Source organism: Sphingomonas sp. ATCC 31555 (assembly GCF_000282895.1).
Taxonomy (GTDB): Bacteria; Pseudomonadota; Alphaproteobacteria; order Sphingomonadales; family Sphingomonadaceae; genus Sphingomonas.
On the sequence record NZ_ALBQ01000011.1, the window covers coordinates 100,217 to 122,542 of the forward strand.

At 68.6% G+C, this 22,326-nt stretch carries 24 protein-coding genes; 17 read left to right on the plus strand and 7 right to left on the minus strand.

Annotated features, from left to right (window positions below; all coding sequences use genetic code 11):
• Position 1 precedes the first annotated feature (1 nt).
• The 5 genes from cobN to cobJ are packed head-to-tail and all read left to right on the plus strand — an operon-like array spanning position 2 to position 6,573.
• Positions 2–3,361 carry a cobaltochelatase subunit CobN gene (cobN, locus tag B215_RS0104875; protein ID WP_019368508.1) on the plus strand — a complete coding sequence of 1,120 codons (3,360 nt, stop codon included), beginning with the start codon at positions 2–4 and terminating at the stop codon, positions 3,359–3,361.
• The gene (locus B215_RS0104880; protein WP_019368509.1) at positions 3,358–4,467 is read left to right on the plus strand and encodes a hypothetical protein; all 1,110 of its coding nucleotides are present in this window, start codon (positions 3,358–3,360) and stop codon (positions 4,465–4,467) included. Before cobN ends, B215_RS0104880 begins: the two co-directional genes overlap by 4 nt.
• Positions 4,467–5,096 carry a precorrin-8X methylmutase gene (locus tag B215_RS0104885; protein ID WP_019368510.1) on the plus strand — a complete coding sequence of 210 codons (630 nt, stop codon included), beginning with the start codon at positions 4,467–4,469 and terminating at the stop codon, positions 5,094–5,096. The genes B215_RS0104880 and B215_RS0104885 overlap by 1 nt, the downstream gene beginning before the upstream one ends.
• A complete protein-coding gene (cobI, locus tag B215_RS0104890; RefSeq protein WP_019368511.1) occupies positions 5,093–5,818 on the plus strand; it encodes a precorrin-2 C(20)-methyltransferase in 726 nt (241 codons plus the stop codon). The genes B215_RS0104885 and cobI overlap by 4 nt, the downstream gene beginning before the upstream one ends.
• Entirely contained in the window at positions 5,815–6,573 is a 759-nt protein-coding gene (gene cobJ / locus B215_RS0104895) for a precorrin-3B C(17)-methyltransferase (protein ID WP_019368512.1), read from the plus strand. The genes cobI and cobJ overlap by 4 nt, the downstream gene beginning before the upstream one ends.
• On the opposite strand, the gene B215_RS0104900 is transcribed toward cobJ, so the two are convergent.
• A complete protein-coding gene (locus B215_RS0104900; protein ID WP_019368513.1) occupies positions 6,540–7,298 on the minus strand; it encodes a cobalt-precorrin-6A reductase in 759 nt (252 codons plus the stop codon). The two genes, cobJ and B215_RS0104900, sit on opposite strands and share 34 nt — an antisense overlap.
• Between B215_RS0104900 and B215_RS0104905 the strand changes: the two genes are divergently transcribed.
• The 8 genes from B215_RS0104905 to B215_RS0104940 are packed head-to-tail and all read left to right on the plus strand — an operon-like array spanning position 7,297 to position 13,312.
• A complete protein-coding gene (locus tag B215_RS0104905; protein ID WP_019368514.1) occupies positions 7,297–8,493 on the plus strand; it encodes a bifunctional cobalt-precorrin-7 (C(5))-methyltransferase/cobalt-precorrin-6B (C(15))-methyltransferase in 1,197 nt (398 codons plus the stop codon). The genes B215_RS0104900 and B215_RS0104905 overlap by 2 nt on opposite strands.
• Positions 8,490–8,837 carry a cobalamin biosynthesis protein gene (locus tag B215_RS0104910; RefSeq protein ID WP_026008952.1) on the plus strand — a complete coding sequence of 116 codons (348 nt, stop codon included), beginning with the start codon at positions 8,490–8,492 and terminating at the stop codon, positions 8,835–8,837. The genes B215_RS0104905 and B215_RS0104910 overlap by 4 nt, the downstream gene beginning before the upstream one ends.
• Positions 8,834–9,595 carry a precorrin-4 C(11)-methyltransferase gene (cobM, locus tag B215_RS0104915; protein WP_019368516.1) on the plus strand — a complete coding sequence of 254 codons (762 nt, stop codon included), beginning with the start codon at positions 8,834–8,836 and terminating at the stop codon, positions 9,593–9,595. Before B215_RS0104910 ends, cobM begins: the two co-directional genes overlap by 4 nt.
• Complete coding sequence (locus B215_RS0104920; protein ID WP_019368517.1) at positions 9,592–10,902, plus strand: cobyrinate a,c-diamide synthase; 1,311 nt, start codon at positions 9,592–9,594, stop codon at positions 10,900–10,902. The genes cobM and B215_RS0104920 overlap by 4 nt, the downstream gene beginning before the upstream one ends.
• Positions 10,899–11,642, plus strand: coding sequence for a precorrin-6A synthase (deacetylating) (gene cobF / locus B215_RS0104925; RefSeq protein ID WP_019368518.1), 744 nt, complete (start codon positions 10,899–10,901; stop codon positions 11,640–11,642). The genes B215_RS0104920 and cobF overlap by 4 nt, the downstream gene beginning before the upstream one ends.
• Positions 11,639–12,241 carry a cob(I)yrinic acid a,c-diamide adenosyltransferase gene (gene cobO, locus B215_RS0104930; protein ID WP_019368519.1) on the plus strand — a complete coding sequence of 201 codons (603 nt, stop codon included), beginning with the start codon at positions 11,639–11,641 and terminating at the stop codon, positions 12,239–12,241. Before cobF ends, cobO begins: the two co-directional genes overlap by 4 nt.
• Positions 12,235–12,882 (plus strand): 5,6-dimethylbenzimidazole synthase, encoded by a 648-nt coding sequence (gene bluB, locus B215_RS0104935; protein WP_152997716.1) that lies wholly within the window; start codon positions 12,235–12,237, stop codon positions 12,880–12,882. Before cobO ends, bluB begins: the two co-directional genes overlap by 7 nt.
• A gap of 22 nt (positions 12,883–12,904) precedes the next feature.
• A complete protein-coding gene (locus tag B215_RS0104940) occupies positions 12,905–13,312 on the plus strand; it encodes a DUF1636 domain-containing protein (protein ID WP_019368521.1) in 408 nt (135 codons plus the stop codon).
• A 7-nt stretch (positions 13,313–13,319) separates the two neighbouring features.
• Here the strand turns inward: B215_RS0104940 and B215_RS22065 are convergent, their stop codons facing one another.
• The 4 genes from B215_RS22065 to B215_RS21745 form a co-directional block, all read right to left on the minus strand.
• A complete protein-coding gene (locus tag B215_RS22065; protein ID WP_019368522.1) occupies positions 13,320–14,297 on the minus strand; it encodes an FtsX-like permease family protein in 978 nt (325 codons plus the stop codon).
• Positions 14,298–14,306: 9 nt separating this feature from the next.
• Positions 14,307–15,743, minus strand: coding sequence for an ABC transporter permease (locus tag B215_RS22070; protein WP_019368523.1), 1,437 nt, complete (start codon positions 15,741–15,743; stop codon positions 14,307–14,309).
• 94 nt (positions 15,744–15,837) lie between these two features.
• Positions 15,838–16,518, minus strand: coding sequence for an ABC transporter ATP-binding protein (locus tag B215_RS0104955; protein WP_019368525.1), 681 nt, complete (start codon positions 16,516–16,518; stop codon positions 15,838–15,840).
• 10 nt (positions 16,519–16,528) lie between these two features.
• Entirely contained in the window at positions 16,529–17,224 is a 696-nt protein-coding gene (locus B215_RS21745; RefSeq protein WP_019368526.1) for an efflux RND transporter periplasmic adaptor subunit, read from the minus strand.
• A gap of 157 nt (positions 17,225–17,381) precedes the next feature.
• Between B215_RS21745 and B215_RS21750 the strand changes: the two genes are divergently transcribed.
• The 3 genes from B215_RS21750 to B215_RS0104970 all read left to right on the plus strand — a co-directional run bounded on the left by B215_RS21750 (position 17,382) and on the right by B215_RS0104970 (position 20,350).
• Positions 17,382–17,795 (plus strand): hypothetical protein, encoded by a 414-nt coding sequence (locus tag B215_RS21750; protein ID WP_019368527.1) that lies wholly within the window; start codon positions 17,382–17,384, stop codon positions 17,793–17,795.
• Positions 17,796–17,949: 154 nt separating this feature from the next.
• Positions 17,950–19,194 (plus strand): sigma-54-dependent transcriptional regulator, encoded by a 1,245-nt coding sequence (locus B215_RS0104965; RefSeq protein WP_019368528.1) that lies wholly within the window; start codon positions 17,950–17,952, stop codon positions 19,192–19,194.
• The gene (locus B215_RS0104970; RefSeq protein ID WP_019368529.1) at positions 19,184–20,350 is read left to right on the plus strand and encodes a sensor histidine kinase; all 1,167 of its coding nucleotides are present in this window, start codon (positions 19,184–19,186) and stop codon (positions 20,348–20,350) included. The genes B215_RS0104965 and B215_RS0104970 overlap by 11 nt, the downstream gene beginning before the upstream one ends.
• A gap of 25 nt (positions 20,351–20,375) precedes the next feature.
• Here the strand turns inward: B215_RS0104970 and B215_RS19580 are convergent, their stop codons facing one another.
• A complete protein-coding gene (locus B215_RS19580) occupies positions 20,376–20,879 on the minus strand; it encodes a GNAT family N-acetyltransferase (protein WP_050990133.1) in 504 nt (167 codons plus the stop codon).
• Between the two features lie 99 nt (positions 20,880–20,978).
• Between B215_RS19580 and B215_RS0104980 the strand changes: the two genes are divergently transcribed.
• A complete protein-coding gene (locus B215_RS0104980; RefSeq protein ID WP_019368531.1) occupies positions 20,979–21,269 on the plus strand; it encodes a DUF6916 family protein in 291 nt (96 codons plus the stop codon).
• A gap of 181 nt (positions 21,270–21,450) precedes the next feature.
• On the opposite strand, the gene B215_RS0104985 is transcribed toward B215_RS0104980, so the two are convergent.
• Positions 21,451–22,086 (minus strand): phage tail protein, encoded by a 636-nt coding sequence (locus B215_RS0104985; protein ID WP_019368532.1) that lies wholly within the window; start codon positions 22,084–22,086, stop codon positions 21,451–21,453.
• Positions 22,087–22,326 lie beyond the last annotated feature (240 nt).

The window sequence follows — 22,326 nt, forward strand, 5'->3', positions numbered from 1 at the left end:
GATGCACGTCCTGTTCCGCGAAACGCACGGGCTGGAGGAAAACGCCGTGCCCCAGGACCTCGGGCAAGCGCCAGCGGACCTGGTGGTGCTGTCCTTTTCCGACAGCGATCTCGGCGCGTTCGCAGCTGCTTGGACCGGGGCGCGGGAGGTACTGCCGTCGCTGCGGCTGGCCAACCTGGCGACGCTAATGCATCCGCTGTCGGTCGATACCTATGTCGAACGCACATTGTCTGGCGCGAAGGGAATCCTGATCCGGCTGATCGGCGGCATGCCCTATTGGAGCTACGGCCTGCAGCAGGTCGAGGCGCTCGCTCGGGAGCGGGGGATAGCGCTGGCAGTACTCCCGGCAGACGGCCGGCCGGACGCGCGGCTAGAGGCGGCGTCGACGGTGCCTTTTGGGGTGCTGCGGGATCTAACGGCGCTCTGCGAAGCGGGTGGCGCTGATGCTGCACGGGCGGCACTGGGCCTGCTGGCAAGGGCCGCGAATGTCGGTGCAGGGGGCGTCGAGGCGTCCGAGCCGCTGCCGGCGTTCGGCCTCTGGCACCCGAGCCACGGCGTCATCTTCCTCCCTACCCGTCATGTCCGCGAAGGCGGGGATCCATTTGCCAGCACGTCGGGGACAGGAGCCGAAAGCGTTCCAGCGATGGATCCCCGCCTTCGTGGACATGACGAGGGGGGTGAGCGGGCCGGGCAACCAAGCTGGGCCTGCACCGGCCGGCCCCTGGTCCTCATTGTCTTCTACCGTTCCTACCTTGCCGCCTGCGACGTCGCGCCCTTCGAGGCGCTGCATGCCGCGTTCGACCAGCGCGGCTTCGACGCGTTGTCGATCTTCGTGCCATCGCTCAAAGCACCGGACGCCCGTGCGCAGGTCGAGGCTTGGGTGCGTGACCTTGCCCCCGCCGCGATCGTCAACGCCACTGCCTTCTCCGCCCGCGACGATTCAGGGCAAAGCCCACTCGACGTGGCGGGCGTACCCGTGTTCCAGCTTGCGCTCGCCACCACCTCGCGGGACGCATGGGCGAGCTCGGACCGCGGTCTGTCGCCCGCCGATCTCGCAATGCATGTCGTGCTGCCGGAGATCGACGGCCGCATCTTCGCCGGCGTCGCCAGCTTCAAACAGGCGGAAGCGCGCGACGAAGCATTGGGCTTTGCCCGCACCGCTCATCGCGCCGAGCCGGAGCGGATCGGCGCCATTGCCGATCGAGTCGGGGCTTGGGTGACGCTGGCCGCCAAGCCACTGGCCGAGCGGCGGATCGCGCTGCTGCTCTCCACCTATCCGGGCAGGGACTGGCAGCTTGCGCATGCCGTGGGGCTGGATGCACTTGCCTCGGCAGAGGCCATCGCCGCCGATCTGGGTGAGCCGGTGAAGGACCTCGCCCTGCGGTTACAGGCGGAAACGCTGTGCTGGCCGCTCGCCGCCTATGAGGAAGCGCTCGCCAGTCTGTCGGAGCCGCTGCGGGCGGCATTGCGCGATTCCTGGGGCGATGCCGCGCACGATCCCGCCTTCCGCGAAGGCGCCTTCCATTTCGCCGCGCTCCGTGCGGGCAAGCTGCTGGTCGCGCTCCAGCCCGAGCGCGGCGACCCGGCGACGCGGGAGGACAGCTATCACGACGTTACGCGCGTGCCACGCCATGCCTATGTCGCCTTTTACCTCTGGTTGCGCGCCCAGGGCGTCGATGCTTTGGTCCATATCGGCGCGCACGGCACGCTGGAATGGCTCCCGGGCAAGGCAGTGGCGCTGTCGGGCGGCTGTTGGCCCGAGGCGCTGATCGCCGACCTGCCAATCCTCTATCCCTTCATCGTCAACGATCCCGGCGAGGCCGCGCAGGCGAAGCGGCGGACCGGCGCCGTCACGATCGGCCACTTGCCGCCGCCGCTGAAGACCGCCGGCACCGGCGCCGGCCTGGCGCGGATCGAGGCGCTGCTCGACGAATTCTCGAGCGCGGTGGGTCTCGATCCAGCTCGGCGCGATCGGCTCCAGTCCGCGATCCGCGACGAGGCGCGCGCCGTCGGGCTGGAAGCGGAACTCGGGCTGGATTGCGCGGCTAGCACGGCCGAGGCGATCGCCCGCATCGATCGCTTCGTCTGCGACGTGAAGGAGGGGCAGTATGGCGACGGCCTCCATGTCTTCGGGCGCGGCGCGTGCGGCGCGGCGGAGCGGGAGGGGCTGCTCGCCGGGCTGGCGGGCGGGCGTGTGCCGCCCGGGCCCTCAGGCTCTCCCTATCGCGGCCGCAGCGATGTGCTGCCCACGGGGCGAAACCTCTACACCATCGATCCGCGCGCAGTGCCCTCCCGCGCGGCGCACGCCCAGGGCATCGTCCTCGCCGACGAGCTGATCCGCCGCCACCTCCAGGATCATGGCGACTATCCCAAGGGGCTGGTGATCGATTTGTGGGGGTCGGCGACGATGCGCACCGCCGGTGAGGAGTTCGCGATGGCGCTGCACCTGCTCGGTGCCGCGCCCCTCTGGGATCCGGCCTCGGAACGAGTGACGGGCGTGGAGATCCTGCCGATCGCGCTGCTTGATCGCCCGCGCATCGACGTCACGCTGCGCATTTCCGGCCTGTTCCGCGATGCCTTCCCGGCGCTGCCTCAGCTGTTCGGCCAGGCGGTTCGGGCGCTGGCGGCGCGCGACGAGCCAGCCGAGCGGAACCCCTTTGTGGGCCAGGAGGCGGCCCCGCGCGTCTATGGCCCTCAGCCCGGAAGCTATGGCCTTGGGATCGGCGACGCGGCAGAGCGCTACAGCGCATCGGCCCGGCAGGCGGCGGGCGAAGCATGGCTCGCTGCCTCGGATCATGCATTTGACGGCCGCGAGGCGCAGGCCGATCCCGCCGGCATCCGTGCCCGCGTGGGTGCCGCCGATGCCTTTGTCCACCTCCAGGATCTGCCGGAGACCGATCTGCTGCTCGCTGCCGACTATGCCGCGCACGAGGCGGGGTTCGCCGCCGCAAAGGCGCTGGGTGGGGGCAGTGCCGCGCTCTACCATCTCGACGCGCGCAACCCGGCCCGCCCGGTGGCGCGTCCGCTGACCGAGGAGATCGCCCGTGTCGTCCGTGCCCGCGCCGCGCAGCCGGGCTGGATCGCAGGCATGCGCCGCCATGGCTTTCGCGGCGCGGCCGAGATCGCGGCGACGCTCGACCATCTCGGCGCCTTCGCGCATCTGGCGAACGCGGTGCCGCCGCAGCTGTTTGACGTCTATTTTGATGCGACGCTCGGCGATGCGGAGGTGCGCGATTTCCTCGCCCGCGAGAACCCAGCGGCACTAGCGGCCATGGAGGCGCGGTTCGCGGCGCTGCACGCGGCGGGGCTGTGGCAAACGCGCCGCAACTCGATCCTCGCCGGCCTGGGAGGCGCGGCATGAGCGGCTTCGCGGTGCGCGGTTGGTGCCCCGACGCGTGGCGGCCGATGGCAGCGGGCGACGGCCTGCTGGTACGGGTGAAGCCCGTGCTCGGCCGGCTGACGCAGGCGCAGGTCCGCGGGCTGAGCGCGGCGGCGCTGGCGCATGGCAATGGCTGGATCGATTGCACCAGCCGCGCCAATCTGCAGCTGCGCGGCGTTGCCGAAGCGACATGGCCGGCCTTGCTGGAGCAGTTGGTCGCACTTGGCTTGGTCGATCCTGATCCCGCGCGGGAAGCGCGGCGCACCCTGCTCGTCGCGCCCGATTGGCGCGCGGGGGACGACAGCCACCGCATCGCTACCGATCTGCTGGCGCAACTCGGCGCACTGCCCGCGCTTCCCAGCAAGATGGGCTTCGTGATCGATGCCGGCTCTGCCCCGGTGCTCGCCGACGCGCCCGGCGACTTCCGGGTCGAGCGAGCGGCGGACGGCGGCCTCCTGCTCCGCGCCGCGGGGCGGCAGCGTGGCGTCGTGGTTGCACCGGGGCAAGCGGCGGAGGCACTGGTCCGGATCGCGCACTGGTTCGTCGAGAGCGGCGGATCGGCGGCGGGGCGCATGGCGCGACACGCCGCGCCGCTGCCCGGCTGGGCGGCGGGGGACGCGATGCCGGCCGCCGGTGGGCCGCGCCTCGCGCCTGGGCGCCACGCACTGGGCCGCGTCCTGGGCCTGCCGTTCGGGCAGGTCCATGCTGCGCTGTTGTCCGACAAGGCGGCGATCCGCGTCACGCCCTGGCGCTTGCTGCTCACCGAGGGCGTCGACGGCACGCTGCCCGGGCTGATCGACGATCCCGCCGATCCGCTGCTGCGCGCCGATGCCTGCGCCGGCGCGCCCGCCTGCCCACAGGCGAGCATCGCCACCCGCGATCTCGCTCGCCAACTCGCGCCGCATGTCGTGGGGCGGCTGCACGTCTCTGGCTGCGCAAAGGGCTGTGCCCGCGCCGACAGCGCCGATGTGGTCGTCACCGGGCGCGACGGGCTGCTCGATCTGGCCTTTCATGCTCGTCCCGGTGCGCAGCCAGCCCATGCCGGGCTCAACCCTGCCGGCCTGCGCGCCCTGTTCGGAATCGATTGATGCCCCACACCTATGAAACCGATGGCGCCGCCATCTACCAGCAGTCCTTCGCGATGATCCGCACCGAGGCCGATCTCTCCCGCTTCTCGGGCGAGGAAGAGCCGGTGGCGGTGCGGATGATTCATGCCGCCGGCATGATCGCGCTGGCGCCGCATATCCGCTTCTCGTCCGGCTTCGCCAGCACGGCGCGGGCGGCGCTGGCCGACGGTGCGCCGATCCTGTGCGACGCGCGCATGGTCTCGGAAGGGATCACCCGCGTCCGCCTGCCGTCGAACAATCCCGTGCTCTGCACCCTGCACGACGCTGCGGTGCCGCCGCTGGCGCAGCGCATGGCCAACACCCGTTCGGCCGCCGCGCTGGAGCTGTGGCGTCCGCATCTCGCCGGATCGGTCGTCGCGATCGGCAACGCGCCTACCGCGCTGTTCCACCTGCTCAACATGCTGGAGGATCCGCATTGCCCGCGCCCCGCGGCGATCATCGGCTGTCCAGTGGGTTTTGTGGGCGCCGCGGAATCAAAGGCAGCGCTTTGGGCCGCTCCCCCGGCCCCGTGCTGCATCGTCGAAGGCCGGCTCGGCGGTAGCGCGATCACCGTCGCCGCCGTCAACGCGCTGGCGAGCCGCGCCGAATGAGCTCCGGCACCATTCACGGCGTCGGTCTTGGCCCCGGCGCGCCCGATCTGCTCAGCGTGCGTGCCGATCGGCTGGTGCGCGGCGCGCGGCACGTCGCCTATTTCCGCAAGGCCGGGCGGCCGGGCCAGGCGCGGCGCATCGCCGAAGGAATGCTGCGCGCCGACGCGGTCGAACTGCCGATGGAATATCCGGTGACGACGGAGATCCCCGTCACCGATCCGCGGTACAATGCCTGGCTTTCGGCCTTCTATGCCGATTGCACCGAACGTCTGCTCGCGCTGGCCAGGGAGGGCGAGGACGTGGTGGTGCTGTGCGAGGGCGATCCGTTCTTCTACGGCTCGTTCATGCACCTGCATGCGCGGCTTTCCGGCCGGGCACCGGTGGCGGTGGTGCCGGGGATCACCGGCATGGCAGGCGCCTGGAACGCCACCGGCCAGCCGATCACTTGGGGCGACGACGTGCTGACGATCGCCATGGCGACGCTGCCCGAAGAGGAACTGGTCCGCCGCATTCGCGATACCGATGCGCTGGTGGTGATGAAGATCGGCCGCAACTTGGCCAAGCTGCGCCGTGCGGTTGCGGCGGCGGGCCGCGAGGCCGAGGCCTGGCTGGTCGAACACGCGGCGATGCCCGATCAGCGGGTTACGCTGCTCGCGGAGGCGACGAGCGTAACGCCCTATTTCTCGATCCTGCTGATCCACGGTCGGGGGCGGCGGCCATGACCGGCTGGTTGGCCATTGCCGGGCTGGGACCGGGCGACGATGCACTGGTCACGCCGGAGGTCACCGACGCGCTGGCGCAGGCGACGGATATCGTCGGCTATATCCCTTATGTCGCGCGGATCGCGCCGCGTGCGGCGCTGACGCTGCACGCTTCGGACAATCGGGTGGAACTGGATCGCGCTGCGCTCGCGCTCGATCTGGCGGTGCGGGGCCGGCGGGTGGTGGTCGTCTCCTCGGGCGATCCGGGCGTGTTCGCCATGGCGGCTGCGGTGTTCGAGGCGCTGGAGACCGGGCCGGAGGCGTGGCGCGCGCTCGACATCCGCGTCCTGCCGGGCATCACCGCGATGCTGGCGGCAAGCGCGCGGGCCGGCGCGCCGCTCGGCCATGATTTCTGCGCGATCAACCTCTCGGACAATCTCAAGCCCTGGGCGCTGATCGAAAAGCGCCTCCGGCTGGCGGCCGAGGCGGATTTCGCGATGGCCTTCTACAATCCGCGGTCGAAGGCCCGGCCGGAGGGCTTTGCGCGCGTGCTGGACGTGCTGCGCGCATGCTGCGGCGCAGATCGGCCCGTCCTCTTCGCCCGCGCGGTTTCCACGCCGCAGGAGGCGCTGCGCATCGTGCCGCTAGGGGATGCCCGCGCCGAAATGGCGGACATGCGCACGATGGTGATCCTGGGCTCCAGCCGCACACGCGTTATCGATCGCGCGGCCGGGCCGATCCTCTACACGCCGCGCTTCGTGGCGGAGGGCGTGTGAGCCAGCCAGTCGAGCACCGCTTCGGGTTTCGTCACCTCGGCGCGCGGCGGCAGCGCCGGACGGTCGATCATCAGCACGGGAAGGCCCAGCGCACGGGCGGCGATCAGCTTGGCTTCGGCGCCGCTGCCTCCGGCATTTTTGCAGACAACAAGGTCGATGCGGTGCGCGGCCATCAGCGCATGGTCGCGCTCCGGAGTGAATGGGCCGCGATCGACGATCAGATGATGGTCGGGCAGCGGCGGCGGCACGGCCGGTGCATCGACGAAGCGCAGGACATAGTGGTGCTGGGGCTGGCGGGCGAAAGCTGCGATATGCAGCCGACCCAGCGCCAGCAGCACCCGCCGGGCCGATCCATTGAGCGCAGCGACGGCGCCATCGATGTCCGGCACATGCTGCCAGCGATCCCCTGCGACCGGCGCCCAGGCAGGGCGGGTGAGTGCGAGCAGCGGCACGCCGCTGGCTGCCGCCGCGGTAACGGCGTTACCGCTCATCGTCGCGGCGAAAGGGTGGGTCGCATCCACGAGATGCGTCACCTGCTGTTCGCGCAGATAGGTCGCCAGCCCCTCCGCGCCGCCGAACCCGCCGACCCGAATCGGGATCGGCTGCGCGCGCGGATGATCGGTGCGGCCGGCATAGCTCAGCGTCGCGGGCACGCCCCGCTGCGCCAGCAGGTGGGCAAGCGCGCTCGCTTCGGTGGTGCCGCCCAGCAGCAGGATGTTCGGCATGGCTGAGCTCCCCTGGTTGACCATCCTCGGCCTTGGCGAAGACGGGGTGGACGGCCTCTCCGCCGCCGCCCGCGCGGCACTCGACGACGCCGATCTGGTGATGGGCGCTGCCCGCCACCTGGCACTGCTGCCGGGGCTTAAGTGCGGAGCGGTGGAATGGCCAGTGCCCTTCGCCGATGGTGTACCGCTGCTACTGGCCAAGCGTGGGCGGCGGGTGGTGCTGCTCGCATCCGGCGATCCGTTCTGGTTCGGCGCGGGGACCAGCGTGACTCGCCACCTCGCGCCCGATGAATGGGTCGCGCATCCGGCGCCCTCCAGCTTCGCGCTCGCCGCCGCGCGGCTGGGCTGGGCGCTGGAGGAGACCGGCTGTCTGGGCCTCCATGCGGCGCCCTTGGCCCGGCTGCGCCCGCATCTGGCGCGGGGCCGCCGCCTGCTGGTATTGGTGCGAGACGGCGCGGCAGTGGCCGGGCTGGCGGGCTATCTGGAGGGGCAGGGATTCGGCGCTTCCGCGCTGCATGTGCTGGAGGCGCTGGGCGGGCAGCGCGAGCGACGCCGGTGCGTGCCGGCTGCCGGCTTCGCGCTCGACGACATCGCGCATCCGGTGCTGGTCGGCATCGAACTAACCGGGGGGGGTGCGGTGCTGCCGGTTGCCTCCGGCCTGCCGGACGACTGGTTTGCGTCGGACGGCCAACTCACCAAGCGGCCGGTGCGTGCACTCACGGTATCCGCGCTGGCGCCTCAGCCGGGTGAGTTGCTGTGGGATATCGGCGCGGGATCGGGTTCGATCGGCATCGAGTGGCTGCTGGCGCATCCTGCCAACCGTGCCGTGGCGATTGAGGCCGATCCGATCCGCGCCGACCGCGCTCGCGCCAATGCCGCCGCGCTCGGGGTCGATCGGCTGACCGTGCTGACTGGGCGGGCGCCGGGCCTGTTGCCATCCGATCGGCCCGATGCGGTGTTCATCGGTGGCGGCCTTTCGCAGGGGATGCTCGACGCCCTTTGGGCGCGATTGCCGGCGGGGGCGCGGATGGTGGCCAATGCGGTGACGCTCGAATCCGAAGCGCTGCTCGCGCAGTGGCACGGCGCAAATGGCGGCAGCCTGCTACGCATCGACCTCGCCGACGCGGCGCCGCTCGGCAGTCGGCATGGCTGGAAGGCGCGCTATCCCGTGGTGCAATGGAGCGTCACGCGATGATCGTCGCCGGCTTCGGCTATCGCAGCGGCGCGACGCTGGAGTCGCTGCGCGCCGCGCTTGCGTTGGCCCAGCGGGGTGCCCCCGGCGTCACGCACGTCGCGACCGTGGCGGACAAGCTGCCGCTGGTCGTCGGCCTCGGCCTGCCGACGATCGATGTCGCGGAACTGCACGCGATCGAAACGGCCACTCGGTCCGCCGCCAGCCTTGCCGCTCGCGGCACCGGCAGCGTCGCCGAGGCCGCCGCGCTTGCCGCTGCCGGCCCGGGTGCGCGGCTGCTCGTGTCCCGCCGCATTTCCGAAGACCGCCTAGCCACCTGCGCCATCGCTCAAGGGACCCTTGCATGACTGTCCATTTCATCGGCGCCGGCCCCGGCGCACCCGATCTGCTCACGCTGCGCGGCCGCGACCTGATCGCGGCCAGTCCGGTGTGCCTCTATGCCGGCTCGCTGATCCCGGAAGCGATCCTCGGCCATTGCCCGCCCGGTGCCCGGATCGTGAACACCGCGCCGATGCATCTCAATCAGATTGTTGAGGAAATCCAGGCGGCGGAGGAGGCGGGCCATGATGTTGCCCGGCTGCATTCGGGCGATCTTTCGGTCTGGTCGGCGATGGGCGAGCAGCTCCGCCGGCTCCGCGCGCTTGGCATTCCCTTCACCGTCACGCCCGGCGTGCCCGCCTTCTCGGCGGCGGCGGCCGCGCTGGAGGCGGAGCTGACGCTGCCCGAACTCGGCCAGTCGCTGGTGCTAACCCGCACTCCCGGCCGTGCCAGCCGGATGCCCGAACGCGAGAGCCTGGCCAACTTCGCCGCCACCGGCGCTACCCTGGCGATCCACCTTTCGATCCACAACCTGGCGAAGGTCGTGGCCGATCTGCTGCCGGTCTATGGTGCACACTGCCCGGCCGCAGTGGTGTGGCGAGCGAGCTGGCCCGATGAACGAATCGTGTGCGCGACGTTAGCGATGATTGAAGCGGCGGTGGCCGGCAGCATCGAACGGACGGCGCTGATTCTCGTCGGGCCGGTGCTGGGGGCGACGGACTTCGCCGAAAGCAGTCTGTACGCGCCCGGCTATGATCGCCGCTTCCGCCTGCAGGCGGCGCTATGAGCCTCCCCGGCCTCATCATTGCCGCACCCGCATCGGGCACCGGCAAGACAACGGTGATGCTGGGCCTGTTGCGGGCACTGGCCGAAGACGGCGTGACGGTGCAGCCGTTCAAGAACGGGCCGGATTATATCGATCCTGCCTTCCACCGGGCGGCGTGCGGGCGCGCGTCGTTCAATCTCGACAGCTGGGCGATGGGCGCGCCCCTGCTCGCGGGAGTCACCGCGCGGGCGGCGGGGGCCGATCTGGTGCTGGCGGAAGGATCGATGGGGCTGTTCGATGGCGTCGCGCAGACCGGGGCGAGCGGCACCGGCGCCACGGCCGATCTCGCCCGCCGGATGGGCTGGCCGGTGGTGCTGGTGATCGACGTGTCCGGCCAGGCGCAGTCGGCGGCGGCAACCGCGCTCGGCTTCGCCCGCCTCGATTCGTCGGTGCCGTTCGCGGGCGTGATCCTCAACCGTGTCGCGAGCCCGCGGCACGAGCGGCTGGTGCGGGCAGGCATGGCAGCGGCCGGCATCCGGGTGCTGGGCGCGCTCCCCCGTTGCGCAGATCTCGCCCTGCCCGAGCGACATCTGGGGCTGGTGCAGGCGGTGGAACATCCTGATCTCGATCAAACGATCGCCGCCTACGCGGCCTTCATCCGTGCGCATCTCGATCTGGCGGCTATTCACCGCGCGGCGGCATGCCGAGGCGATGATGCCACCGACGGCCGTTTGCCCGCCCCGCCGGCGCAGCGCATCGCCATTGCGCAGGATGCCGCCTTCTCTTTCCTCTACCCGCACCTGCTCGAAGGATGGCGGGCGGCCGGTGCGGCAATCCTGCCCTTCTCGCCATTGGCCGATGAAGCGCCCGCAGCGGATGCCGATCTGGTCTGGCTGCCCGGCGGCTATCCGGAGCTGCACGCCGGCACCATCGCCGCCGCCGCTACCTTCCTCGCCGGCCTGCGTCGCCATGCCGGCACTCGGCCGGTGCACGGCGAGTGCGGCGGCTATATGGTGCTCGGTGAGGCGCTGATCGACAAAAGCGGGATCGAGCACCGCATGGCCGGCCTCCTCGGTCTCGTCACCAGCCACGCACATCGCAAGATGCATCTCGGCTATCGCCAGGCGACGCTGCTGGCGCCGATTGCCGGCATCACAGCGGGCACGCGGCTCACCGGCCATGAATTCCACTATTCTACCATTGTGACGCAGGGCGATGCCCCGCTTGCGCAGGTCGTCGATGCGGAGGGCAATGGCGTTGCCGAGACCGGATCGGTGCGCGGGCCGGTGACCGGCAGCTTCTTCCATCTGATCGCGGCCGCGGCATGATCGCGCTCCAACTGATCGGCATCGGCACGGGCAATCCGGAGCATCTGACCCTGGAGGCGGTGCGCGCGCTCAACGCCGCCGATCTGATCCTGGTGCCCCGCAAGGACAATGCCACCGATCTCGCCGATCTGCGCCACGCGATCTGCGCGGCGGTGCTGGCGCGGCCCGTGCCGATCGCCGTGTTCGACATGCCGGTACGCGCAGGTGCGGGCGACTATCTCCAGGCGGTGCAGGACTGGCACGGCGCGATCGCCACGGCGTGGCGCACCACGATCGACACGCATCTGCCGCGGGGGGGAGCGGTGGCACTGCTCGTCTGGGGCGATCCTTCGCTCTATGACAGCTCGCTGCGGATCGCGGCGCGGCTGCCGGATGTGTCAGTGCGGGTGGTGCCGGGAATCACCAGTATTCAGGCGCTCACCGCCGCCCATGCAATCCCCCTCAACCCGCTGGCCGGCTCGGTGACGATCACCACCGGCCGCCTGCTGCGCACGCATGGCTGGCCCGAAGGCGTGGAGATGCTGGCGGTGATGCTGGATGGCGCTTGTGCGTTCGAAACGCTCGATCCTTACGGCATGCGCATCTGGTGGGGCGCCTATCTCGGTATGTCGCAGCAGGCACTTGACCACGGCCTGCTTGCCGAAGCCCGGCCGCGCATCGTCGCCGCCCGTGCAGCCCTGCGCGCTCGGCATGGCTGGATCATGGACGTGTATCTGCTTCGAAAGGACCCCGCCGAATGACTCGCGACGATGCCGCGCATGCCGAAAAGATGCGCAAGATCCAGGCCGCCCGCGCCACTATGATGGAGACGAAGACCGAGGAAAAGGGACTGCTGATCGTCCATACCGGCAAGGGCAAGGGCAAGAGCAGCGCCGCCATGGGCATGGTCGTCCGCGCGATCGGCCATGGCATGAAGGTGGGCGTCGTCCAGTTCATCAAGGGCGCGATGGTCACGGGTGAGAAGGCGGTGTTCGATGCCTTCCCCGATCAGGTGGAATTCAAGCCGATGGGCGAAGGCTTCACCTGGGATACGCAAGACCGCGCCCGCGACATCGCCGTCACCCGCACCGCCTGGGACGAAGTGAAGCGGATGATCGCCGATCCTCGCTATCACATGGTGCTGGCGGACGAGCTGAACATTGCGCTCCGCTACGACTATCTGCCGCTCGACGAAGTGCTGGCGGTGCTCGCCGCCCGCCCGCCGATGAAGCATGTCATCGTCACCGGTCGCAACGCGCCCGATGGTCTGATCGACGCCGCCGATCTGGTCACCGAGATGACGCAGGTGAAGCACCCATTCCGCTCCGGCGTGAAGGCGCAGGCGGGGATCGAATTCTGAGCTCTCCGCCCCCCTTTGATGCCGAATTCCGCCAGCAGTTCGATACGCTGCTGCGCTGGCGGCGCGACGTTCGCCATTTCGCTCCCGATCCGGTGGCAGAGGCGGAGATGCGCGATCTGCTCGCCTGCATGGCGCTCGCGCCTTCAGTCGGCAATGCCCAGCCGTGGCGGGTGGTGCGGTTGCGCTCGGCGGAGGTCCGCAAGTGCCTTGCCGCACATGTCGACGCCGAAAATGCCCGGGCGGCTGCGGCCTATGCAGGGCAATTGCGCGAGGCCGCCTATCGCGCGTTGAAGCTCCACGGCATCCGCGAGGCGCCGGAACTTCTGGCCATCTTCTGCGACGAAGCGGCGGCGGCCGGCCACGGCCTCGGTATCGCCACCATGCCGGAAATGCTGCGTTATTCCTGCGTCACGGCGATCCACACGCTTTGGCTGGCGGCGCGCGTGCGGGGTATCGGCATGGGCTGGGTTTCGATCCTCGATCCGCAGACCGTCGGCCAGATGCTGGACGTGCCGAACCGTTGGTCCCTGATCGCGCTGCTGTGCATCGGCTACCCCGCCGACAATTCGGAAACGCCCGAACTCGAACGCCGCGGTTGGCAGGCACGTGAGCCGCTGGCCGATCGCCTATTTGAACGATGATCCCCTTTCCGGAGAAAACCGAATGCTGAAGCCCGTGGAGAACGGCCCTGCCGTCGTCGCCTGCAACACCTGCCGCCACAGTGCTGCCATGCGCGAGGATGAGGAGGGCGTGCGGGGCGGCGCCCGGCTGGTGGAGGCGCTGCGCACTGCCCAGGCCGGCGATCCTCGCTATGCAGGCGTCGCGGTGCAGGAAATGCCCTGCCTATTCGCCTGCACCGAGCATTGCACCGTGCATCTGCGCGCGCCGGACAAGGTTGGTTACGTCCTGGGCCGTTTCACTCCCGACGCTGACGCGGCCACCGCCATCCTCGACTACGCTGTCCGCTATGCGGAAAGCGAGCATGGTCGCGTGCCGTTCAAGGAATGGCCGGCGGGGGTGAAGGGGCATTTCCTCGTACGCACGCCCCCGCCGGGCTTCGTTGCGGAGTGATGTGACGTCATTCGTGCCGCAATGCCCAGGCCGGGGCGGCACGGCTTGCGCGGAGGGATTGGCCCAGCACGGTCAACACCGCGATGGCGGTGGCGATCAGGCTGGCGCCGAGGAAATAGGCCGGCGACAGCGCGATCCGATCGCCGAAGCCCGCAAGCCAGGCGCGTGCCGCCAGCCAAGCCAGCGGCCAGGCGAATAGGTTGGCGAGCAGCACCGGCCGCAGGAACTGGCCGATCAGCAAACGAAGGACATCGTAAGCCGAAGCGCCGATCGCCTTGCGGATGCCGATTTCCTTCACCCGGCGCGCGGTGCTGAACGCGGCGAGGCCCCACAGGCCGACGCAGCCGATCAGCACCGCCAGGCCGGTGCCGATCCCGACGAGCCGGGTCGCGCGCTGATCTTCGGCATAAAGGTCGGCCAAGCGGCGATCGGCGGTTTCGCCGGCGAACGGAACAGTTGGAATCACCTGCCGCCACCGTTCCGCCACCTTGTCGAGCATCGTGCGCGGATCGCCGGTGAAGCGCAGCGCGCCGACATGCAAGAACACCGCGTTCGGCGTGTACATGTAGTAAGTCCCCATGTCGGGCATGCGCGGCGAGTAGAAGCGCAGTTCGTCGATCACGCCGATGATCGTGCGGGGGCGGGGGGTGCCCACCGTTTTGCCGATCGCTTCCTCCGGCGTGCGGAAGCCAAGCGCGGCCACCGCCTTGCGATTGAGGATGATGTTGCGCCCCAGGTTCCACCGCTTCCAATCGCTGGAATCGTCGGCGGCATGGGCGTCGTCGAACAGGCGGCCGGCTAGCAGGCGAGGTCGATAGGCATCGAAAAAGCCTGGTCCGACGCTGACAAGTCGCAGCATCGGCCCAGTTCCCGGCGGGCCGGGCTGTTCGACGATGTCGATGTTGCTCGCGCCTTCGCCGCCGGGGGCGGTGTTCGCGGTGCCGACGCTTTGGACACCGGGCAGCGCCTGCAGAACACGGATCATCGCTCTGGCCTAGTCCTGGCCGATCTTGGGGTCGGCGAGCGAGGAGATGGTGATCAGCCCTTCGCGGCGGAAGCCCAGATCCGTCTCCCGCAAATGGCGCATCTGCACGGCCATCACGACGGTGCCGATCAGGAAGGCAATGGCGAGGCCGAACTGCAGCACGACCAGAGCCTCGCGCAGCCGCGCGCCTGCCTTCCCGCCGCCGGGCGTGCGGGCAGAAGCGAGCACGGCGGCGGCTGGAAAGCGCGACAGGACGAGCGCAGGGTAGAGGCCAGCGGCGAGTCCGACGACCAGCGTGACGCCCCCGAGCAGCGGCAACGCCCAGCCATAGGGGATGGCAAGCGCGGTGCCGCCCGCGGCGTTGACCAGCGGCAGCCCCACTTCCGCCAGCGTGAGGCCGAGCAGCGCGGCAAGGACGACCGTGGCGATCGCCTCGCCGAGGAACTGGCCTATCAGCGCAGCTCGGCTGGCGCCCAGCACCTTGCGCATTGCCACCTCACGGGCGCGCAGGCCGGCGCGGGCGGTGGCGAGATTCACATAATTGACGATGCCGATCAGCAGCGTGAGCAGCCCAATCGTGCCGAGCGTGGTCACCATCAGCTGGCGGCTGGCGCTTTCGGCGCCCATCGGCTTCAGATGCGTATCGGCGAGTGGAACGAGCGGCTGGGAAAGCCATTTCGATGCGCCCGGTCCGAAATCGCCCTTGGCGCGGCGATCGATGAAGGCCGGTATCTTGGCGGCGAAGGCACGCGCGGCCTCCGGCGTCTCGAATCGCAGCCAGGTCGTCAGCGACGCGGTGCCCCATTTGTACCACGCCCATTCGGCCGGGGGCGGCTTTTTCGGGATCGGGATCAGGATGGCGAGCCGCAACTCGCTGTTCGTCGGCAGATCCTCGAAGACGCCAGCGACGCGATAGTTGGCGGGAGCGTCCATGCTGACGGTAATCGTCTGCCCGATCGGATCCGCGCTGCCGAAATAGCGTCGCGCCGCCGATCGGCTGAGCAGCGCTGCACTGGGATCGGCAAGGACTCGGGCGTCGGCGCCTTGCACCATCGGCAGCGCAAAGACGTCGAAGAAGCTCGGATCGACCTGCGCGACATCCTCGGTTGCGGCAATCGCGCCGCGCAGCACTGCGCCGCCGCGTTCACCCCCACGGATCCGCGTGCCGATCAGGCCGGGAAAATCGTCCCGCATCATTTCCAGCAGGCCCGGCATGGTTGCCGGATAAGCGCCATTGACCGGGCTGCCCGGGAACTGGATGGCCGTGTCCACTCGATACACCTGATCGTAACGCGGTACCCAGCGTTCGAAACTGGTCTCGAAGCGCACGTACAGGGCCAACACCAGAAACGTCGCCATCCCCACCGCCAACCCGCCGATGGTGAGCGCGGCATAGAGCTTGTCGCGGGTGAGTGAGCGGTAGAAGCTCGTAAACACGGACGTCATGGCATCCCTTCCGGTTGGCGGGTGTCGGAGAGGTGGCGCAGCAGGGTGCCGGCCAGGAGCAGCAGCACGAGCACCGTCAGCGCACGATCCAGCTTCACGCTGCCCGCCGCACCGCAGAGAGGATCCTTCCGTCCAGCATGTGCACCGTGCGCCGGGCGATATCGGCATGGGCGGGCGAATGGGTGACCATCACGATCGTGGCGCCATCGGCGTTGAGCCCGGTCAGGATTTCCATCACCTGCGCGCCGTTTTCGGTATCGAGATTGCCCGTCGGTTCGTCCGCCAGGATCAGCTTCGGTTCGCCGACGATCGCGCGTGCGATGGCGGCACGCTGCTGCTGGCCGCCGGACAGTTGGTGCGGATGATGGTTTCGGCGGTGCGCGATGCCCACCCGGTCCATCGCTGCATCCACCCGTTCCCGCTTTTCACGCGCCGGCATTGTGCGATAGGCCAGCGCCAGCGCGACATTTTCGGCGATGGTCAATTCATCGATCAGGTTGAAGCTTTGGAACACGAAGCCGAGCCGATCGCGGCGCAGCTTCGCCAGCTGCGCTTCGGGCGCACGGGCCACATCCTCCCCCTCGAATAAATAGGCGCCGCTGGTCGGCCGATCGATCGTGCCGAGGATGTTGAGCAAGGTCGATTTGCCGCAGCCCGATGGCCCCATGATCGCGACAAACTCGCCGGCCTCGACCGTCAGGTCGATGTCGGCAAGGGCGGTCGTCTCGACTTCGTCGGAGCGATAGCGGCGATCGATGGCTTTCAGCTGGATCATGGCGGGTTTCCTATCGGAGGAGCAGGGTCTGGTACGGGGTGTAGGCGGCAAGCGGGCTGGTCACGATGCGGTCTCCGGGCGCAAGGCCGCTGGTGACTTCCACCTGGTCCGGGTTGCGGCGGCCGGTGGTGATCGCCCGCCGCACGGCGCGGTTCTCGCCGGTTAGCACGAAGGCGACGGTGCCGCCGGCATCCAGCCAGCCCCCCGCCGGCGCCACCACCGCGGGGCGGTCGGCGCCCAGCGTCAGTCGCACGTCAAGCGTCTGGCCCCGGTTGAGGCCGGTGAGCGCTGCGCCGTCAAAGGCAAGTTCGACGCGGAATCGCCCCTCGGTCACCTGCGGCAGCACCTTGAGGAAGGTCAGCGGCACACCACTTCCGTCGATATCTGCCACCGCCTTCAGCCCGGCGCGTACGCGGCCGAGGTAGAATTGGTCGACATCCGCAATCAGCTTCCATGCGCGTTCGGAATCGACCTGGCCCACGGCGTCGCCCGGCTTCACCATCTGGCCCGGTAGCAGCGTGAAGGCCGTTAACCGTCCGGCGACCGGCGCGCGGACCATCAGGGCGGCAAGACCGGCCCGCGTCATCGCTAGGCTGTCGCGCAACTCTCCGGCGGTGGCGTAGACGCCGGCGGACTGATCGGCCAGCATCCGGTCGGCCTCGGCGGCACTGCGGGTGAGCGCGGCGAGGCGCGCGCTGATAGGCAACCTCTTCGCGCAAGGGGGCTACGGCGGCGACGGTGACGATCTGCTTGTCGAATAGGGTTTCCTTCTGGCGCAGCAGCATTTCCGCCTTGGCAAGCTCGTTGCGGGCGGAAGCGATGTCGCGTCCGGTCTCCTCCCGGCTCTGCTGGATCGACAGACGTTGGCCGCTGATCGAACTGAGCTGCCCGGCGATATTGGCCGAACGGCTGGCGACGTCGAGCGCCAGATCCGGATTAGCCAGCCGCGCGAGCGGCGCGCCCGCCGCCACCGACTGACCGTCACTGGCGATCAGCGCCTCGACTTGGCCGCCGTTGATCGCCGTTACGTATACGGTCTGCAGCGGGGCGACCTGCGCACGCAACGGCACATAATCGGCAAAGGCGGCGCGGGCGACGAGTGCGCTGCGGATGGTCGATGCCTCGACGGCCAGGCTCCCGGAACCGGGCAGGACCCACCAGAGCACCAGCAGGGCAGCGAGCGCGGCAAGGCCCAGGCCGATCCGCAGCGCCAGCTTCAGCCGTTTAGCATGCGGGCGCTCGATCCGCCGGTCCATCGCGGCACCGCTGTTCGCTAGGGAAGTCGCGTCCATGTTCGCCAGCGTACAGGAGTCAGGAATTTTCAGCTAAAGTACTGAGATCTTTACGATTATCAGAAGGCGTTGGCGCAACGAGCGAACAGTGTTCAAGCTAGTGTTCGATTCCGAACACTCGCCCGGAGCGGTCAAGTCTATGCGATCCGAATCGCCAATCCTTCTGGTCATTGATGACGATCCGGACATCCTTCACGCAGCGACGCTGCTGCTCGAGCGGAACGGCATGCGCGTGCGTGCCGCGGCAGATCCCGACCAAGCCTGGGTACGGCTCGCAGAGGGGCCGGTGGATGCGATCCTGCTCGATCTGAATTTCGCTCGTGGGCGGACGAACGGGGAGGAAGGCTTTCGGATACTTGATCGACTACTTGCCGCGGATCGTAACGCTGTGGTGGTGGTCGTCACCGGGCATAGCGGGATCGCCGTGGCGGTGAAGGCGATGCGCGGCGGGGCGAGCGATTTCGTGATCAAGCCATGGAGCAACGAGCGCCTGCTCGCCACCGTCGAGCGGGCGGTGGCGCTCCGCCATGCCCGCTTGGCGGCAGCACCTGCACCGGCGGGCGAGGAGGCGCTGTTGCTGCTCGGCGAAGCGCCGCCGATCGATGCCGCGCGGCGCCTGATCGCGCGGGTTGGGCCAACCGACGCCGCAGTATCGATCAGCGGTCCCCCCGGCAGCGGCAAGACGCTGGCCGCGCGATTGCTCCACCGTGCCTCCGCCAGGGCGGAGCGGCCGTTGGTTGTTCTCGATGCCGCCGGCGCGGATCTGGCGACGATCGAAGCGCGCGTGCATGCAGCCACCGATGCGACGCTGTTGATCGAGAGCGTGGACGAGCTCGCGCCCGCGCTGCAGCCGGAACTGGCGCGAAAGTTGGGGGCCGTTCGCGTTCTTGCCACGAGCAGGCTGGGCCGGGACGCGCTGCGGAGTGTCTTGGCAAGTGACCTGCGGTACCGCCTGAACACCGTGGAGATCACGCTGCCGCCCCTCGCGGGCCGTGACGATGACGCCGTGTTGCTGGCGCGCCATTTCCTGGCTCTGTTCGCCGGCCGTCACGCCCAGCCGCTCCGGACGCTAACCGACGAAGCGATGCGCGCCATCGCTGCGGATAGCTGGCCAGATGGCGTTCACGGGCTGCGCCAGACGATCGAGCGGGCGGTGTTGCTGGGCGGCGGGGACGCCATCGACGTTGCCGCGCTGGGCCTGGCATTGGCCGCGGATTCGACCGAGCCGCGCGCGATTCGCGCGGATCTGAACCTGCACCGCAGCGAATCCGCGCTGGTAGCTGCGGCGCTGAAGCGGCATGCGTTCAACGTCAGTCGGGCAGCGGCCGAACTCGGGCTGACTCGTGCGGCGCTGTATCGCCGGATGGCCAAATATGGGCTCTAGTGCCTTCACCGCACTGTTCCGCGGCCTGTTGCTGCTGGCGGCGGGGGCTGGCTTGGCGCTGGCATGGCAGGCGGGGCTGTACGCCAGCGCGCTGGTGGCATCGCTCGCGGGCCTGTGGGGCGTGGCGATGGCCGTGGTCCATGCGCGCCAGCCTCGCCCGTCGCCGCCGCCGCAGGCTGCGCCGGTGCCGCCGCCCGGCCAAGGCGAACGACGCCTCACGGCGTTGCTGGACGTATCGCCGGCGCCATTCGTTACCCTGGATGGCGGTGGACGGCTGCACGCGATCAATCGCGCTGCCCGGCGGCTTTTCGGGGCCGCCGATTTCGTCGCCGATCCGCCGCCCTCGCTTATCCAGGCCATCGCCGCCGACGGCACGACGCGCGCGGCGACGGTCGTGATCGCCGGGCGGAGTTATGCCCTAGCCACCAGCGATTTCGCGCTCGGCGGCGCGCAGAGCCGGCTGGCCGCACTGATCGACATCGACGCCGAGTTGAAGGCGGCGGAAGCAGCGACCTTACGCGATCTGGTGCAGGTCCTGAGCCACGAAATCGTCAACGCGCTGACGCCGATCGCCTCGCTGAGCCGCACGGCCGCGGACATGCTGGAAGATGCCGCCCCGCCGCTGCCCGCACTGCGTGAGGCGGTCGGCACGGTGGCGCGTCGCGCGGCCGGGCTACAGCGCTTCGGCGAATCCTATCGCGCGCTGGCAAGGCTGCCGGCGCCGGTGCGGCAGCAAATGTCGGCGCGCGAACTCGGGGAGGATATGGCGCGGCTGTTCGCCACGCGCTGGCCTGGCATATCGCTCCAGCTTGAGGTGCGGGACGCGTTGCCGCTGCATGCCGATCCCGATCAGTTGAACGCAGCGCTATGGGCGCTGCTGCAGAATGCCGCCGAAGCCGTGGACGATCGGGCGGGCGGCGCGGTTTCGTTGAGGATCGACATGGGTGCAGGCGAAACGCTGGTTCGCGTGGCGGACAACGGCCCCGGCATCGACGCCGCGGACCGAGACGCGATTTTCCGGCCATTCTTCACCACCAAACCGCAAGGTACAGGCGTTGGACTGGCGCTCGCCCGCCAGATCTTCCTGGCGCATGGCGGGGACCTCCGGCTCGATCCGAGTGGGGAAGGTGCAGCCTTTTTGGGGTGGATCGCCTGACATCTGGGCGCTGCCTCACCCGCGGCTAGCCGGTCCAGCGCAAAAACCGGTGCGTTGCGAACTGCGACGGCGCCTCCATGAAGCCCAGACGCCGATAAAGGCGGCAGGCCGACTGATTGGTGACCTCGACATGCAGGGTTACCGCCTCTGCATCGGCGGTTCGCGCCGCCTGCTGGACCCAACCGATCAACTGCGTGCCGATGCCGCGACTGCGCGCTTCCGGCAGCAAGGCAAGTTCGATCAACCGCCACTCAGCGCCGGTACGATCGAGCGAGAGGCGGCCGATCGCGCACCCGTTCATGTCCTCGACAATCCAGTATGCTGCGCCGGGGCAGTTCTTGCGGTAATGCGCCTGCTGTAGCCGGAACTGATCGGCGACGAAGGCGCGCTTCTCCGCCTCGCTCCATGGCAGCAGCAGCAGTTCCGGCGCCCGCACCGAGTGGTAGAGGCGCAGGAGAAAGGGCTCGTCCTGCCGCAAGACGGCACGTAGCCGCGCAGTCCCAGCAAATGGGGGAAGGGCGCCCATCATGTTCGGCGAGGATATCAAGTCTCGTCTCGCTGCAAAACGTCTCTTTCGTATTGTGCAGTGCTGCGGCAGAAGAAGAGAGGGTTTCGGAGAAGGCATGTGATGCGGTTGATGACGCCAGAGGATTTCGAGCCTTGGGTCGGCAAGAAGGTGCGCGTGAATACTGCGCCGCATCCGGTGGAAATTCTGCTGGCGTGCGTTCAGCGGCTGAAGCCGATTATCGGCGCCGATTTCCGCGAGCCTTTCGAACTGATATTCGAAGCGCCGTGGAGTGTAGTTTTGCTTGACGACAGCTACGAATGCGATTGCGGACGCGGTGGACCTTATCTGATCCACATAACCCAGATCCTGCCCAGGCAGCAGACCCGACGCTATCAGGCGATCTTCACCTGATCGTCCGCGTTCGCGGAGGCGGTGTTGCCCCTAGATAGGGCCGGGCTGCCGCCTGCCTGCGGCACACCGGTCATATGGTATTGCAGCACCATCTCCTTAGCCGGTGGTCGGCGTCGTGGCCTTTGCCGGGAGGATGAACCTCCCGGCGACTTGGCTTGCCATCGCGGTTTGATGGAGGCTGTCAGGGCTGCTCCGGCCAAACGCCGACGGCGGCGATGATCGTGGTGACTGCGAGGAACGGCTGCATCATCGATACCGGCGCGCTGGCCCCGGCGTTATTGACCACTACGCCGCCGGAAATACTACCGACTTGGCCGGAGACACCAGCCAGGTTGACGGCCGTCACCCCCGGATCGTTGGCATGGCTTGCGGGGACGTAGAATTTTGGGCTGGTATCGGGATCGGAGATGGTACCCAAGAAGGCACCGTTCTCAGGCGCCGCAACTTCCGTGGCGTTGTCAAGGCCGGACAAGGCAGTCAGTTGGCCGCTGAAGGCGGCGGACGTTGTCTGCGAAAAGGTGGCGGTGTGGTTATGAACCGGCAATTGCTGGACGGAGAGTGAAGCCTGCTCCAGCCCGCCATTCGCGCCTGGGTTGCGAGGCGTAAGTCCGGGTCCCGATCCCGTGCCCAGGAACACGCGCCCTCGCGCGTCCGGCAGCGCGAATGTCGTCTGGCCGTTGCCTCCGAACGTGTTTCCCAGCAGGGCGAAGAGCGCCTGGTTCTGGTTCACTTGCATCACGGTGCCGTTGCAGAGCAGCCAATTGACTGGTGCGTACCGGAATCCGACTTGCATGATCTGGCCTATAAACGGATCCATCTCCACCCTCCTTGCTGTTGATTGCCTCTTATTCAAGATACAGTAGCGGCGTAAGCAATATCCAGAAAAGGGAAATTGCACGGACTCGGTTGTAAAACGACAACCGTCGTTATCGTTAATGCCTATTTAACGTGTAAAATATCGAATTTACAACATATTTGTATCGCCCGCGAAACAGTTGTGCGATTGCGGGAAAGTCGTGAAATTTGATCCGATTTGCAGTATCGGATCCGAGTCGGG

Bases quoted from the DNA above. Each gene is read 5' to 3' on its own strand.
- cobI (WP_019368511.1), top strand. From the start codon at position 5,093: ATGAGCTCCGGCACCATTCACGGCGTCGGTCTTGGCCCCGGCGCGCCC.
- B215_RS22070 (WP_019368523.1), bottom strand. From the start codon at position 15,743: ATGACGTCCGTGTTTACGAGCTTCTACCGCTCACTCACCCGCGACAAG.
- B215_RS0104965 (WP_019368528.1), top strand. From the start codon at position 17,950: ATGCGATCCGAATCGCCAATCCTTCTGGTCATTGATGACGATCCGGAC.
- B215_RS0104980 (WP_019368531.1), top strand. From the start codon at position 20,979: ATGCGGTTGATGACGCCAGAGGATTTCGAGCCTTGGGTCGGCAAGAAG.
- B215_RS22065 (WP_019368522.1), bottom strand. From the start codon at position 14,297: ATGATCCGTGTTCTGCAGGCGCTGCCCGGTGTCCAAAGCGTCGGCACC.
- B215_RS19580 (WP_050990133.1), bottom strand. From the start codon at position 20,879: ATGATGGGCGCCCTTCCCCCATTTGCTGGGACTGCGCGGCTACGTGCC.
- B215_RS0104910 (WP_026008952.1), top strand. From the start codon at position 8,490: ATGATCGTCGCCGGCTTCGGCTATCGCAGCGGCGCGACGCTGGAGTCG.
- cobM (WP_019368516.1), top strand. From the start codon at position 8,834: ATGACTGTCCATTTCATCGGCGCCGGCCCCGGCGCACCCGATCTGCTC.
- cobO (WP_019368519.1), top strand. From the start codon at position 11,639: ATGACTCGCGACGATGCCGCGCATGCCGAAAAGATGCGCAAGATCCAG.
- cobN (WP_019368508.1), top strand. From the start codon at position 2: ATGCACGTCCTGTTCCGCGAAACGCACGGGCTGGAGGAAAACGCCGTG.
- B215_RS0104920 (WP_019368517.1), top strand. From the start codon at position 9,592: ATGAGCCTCCCCGGCCTCATCATTGCCGCACCCGCATCGGGCACCGGC.
- B215_RS0104970 (WP_019368529.1), top strand. From the start codon at position 19,184: ATGGGCTCTAGTGCCTTCACCGCACTGTTCCGCGGCCTGTTGCTGCTG.
- B215_RS0104955 (WP_019368525.1), bottom strand. From the start codon at position 16,518: ATGATCCAGCTGAAAGCCATCGATCGCCGCTATCGCTCCGACGAAGTC.
- B215_RS0104940 (WP_019368521.1), top strand. From the start codon at position 12,905: ATGCTGAAGCCCGTGGAGAACGGCCCTGCCGTCGTCGCCTGCAACACC.
- B215_RS0104905 (WP_019368514.1), top strand. From the start codon at position 7,297: ATGGCTGAGCTCCCCTGGTTGACCATCCTCGGCCTTGGCGAAGACGGG.
- cobJ (WP_019368512.1), top strand. From the start codon at position 5,815: ATGACCGGCTGGTTGGCCATTGCCGGGCTGGGACCGGGCGACGATGCA.
- B215_RS0104885 (WP_019368510.1), top strand. From the start codon at position 4,467: ATGCCCCACACCTATGAAACCGATGGCGCCGCCATCTACCAGCAGTCC.
- B215_RS0104985 (WP_019368532.1), bottom strand. From the start codon at position 22,086: ATGGATCCGTTTATAGGCCAGATCATGCAAGTCGGATTCCGGTACGCA.
- cobF (WP_019368518.1), top strand. From the start codon at position 10,899: ATGATCGCGCTCCAACTGATCGGCATCGGCACGGGCAATCCGGAGCAT.
- B215_RS0104880 (WP_019368509.1), top strand. From the start codon at position 3,358: ATGAGCGGCTTCGCGGTGCGCGGTTGGTGCCCCGACGCGTGGCGGCCG.
- B215_RS0104900 (WP_019368513.1), bottom strand. From the start codon at position 7,298: ATGCCGAACATCCTGCTGCTGGGCGGCACCACCGAAGCGAGCGCGCTT.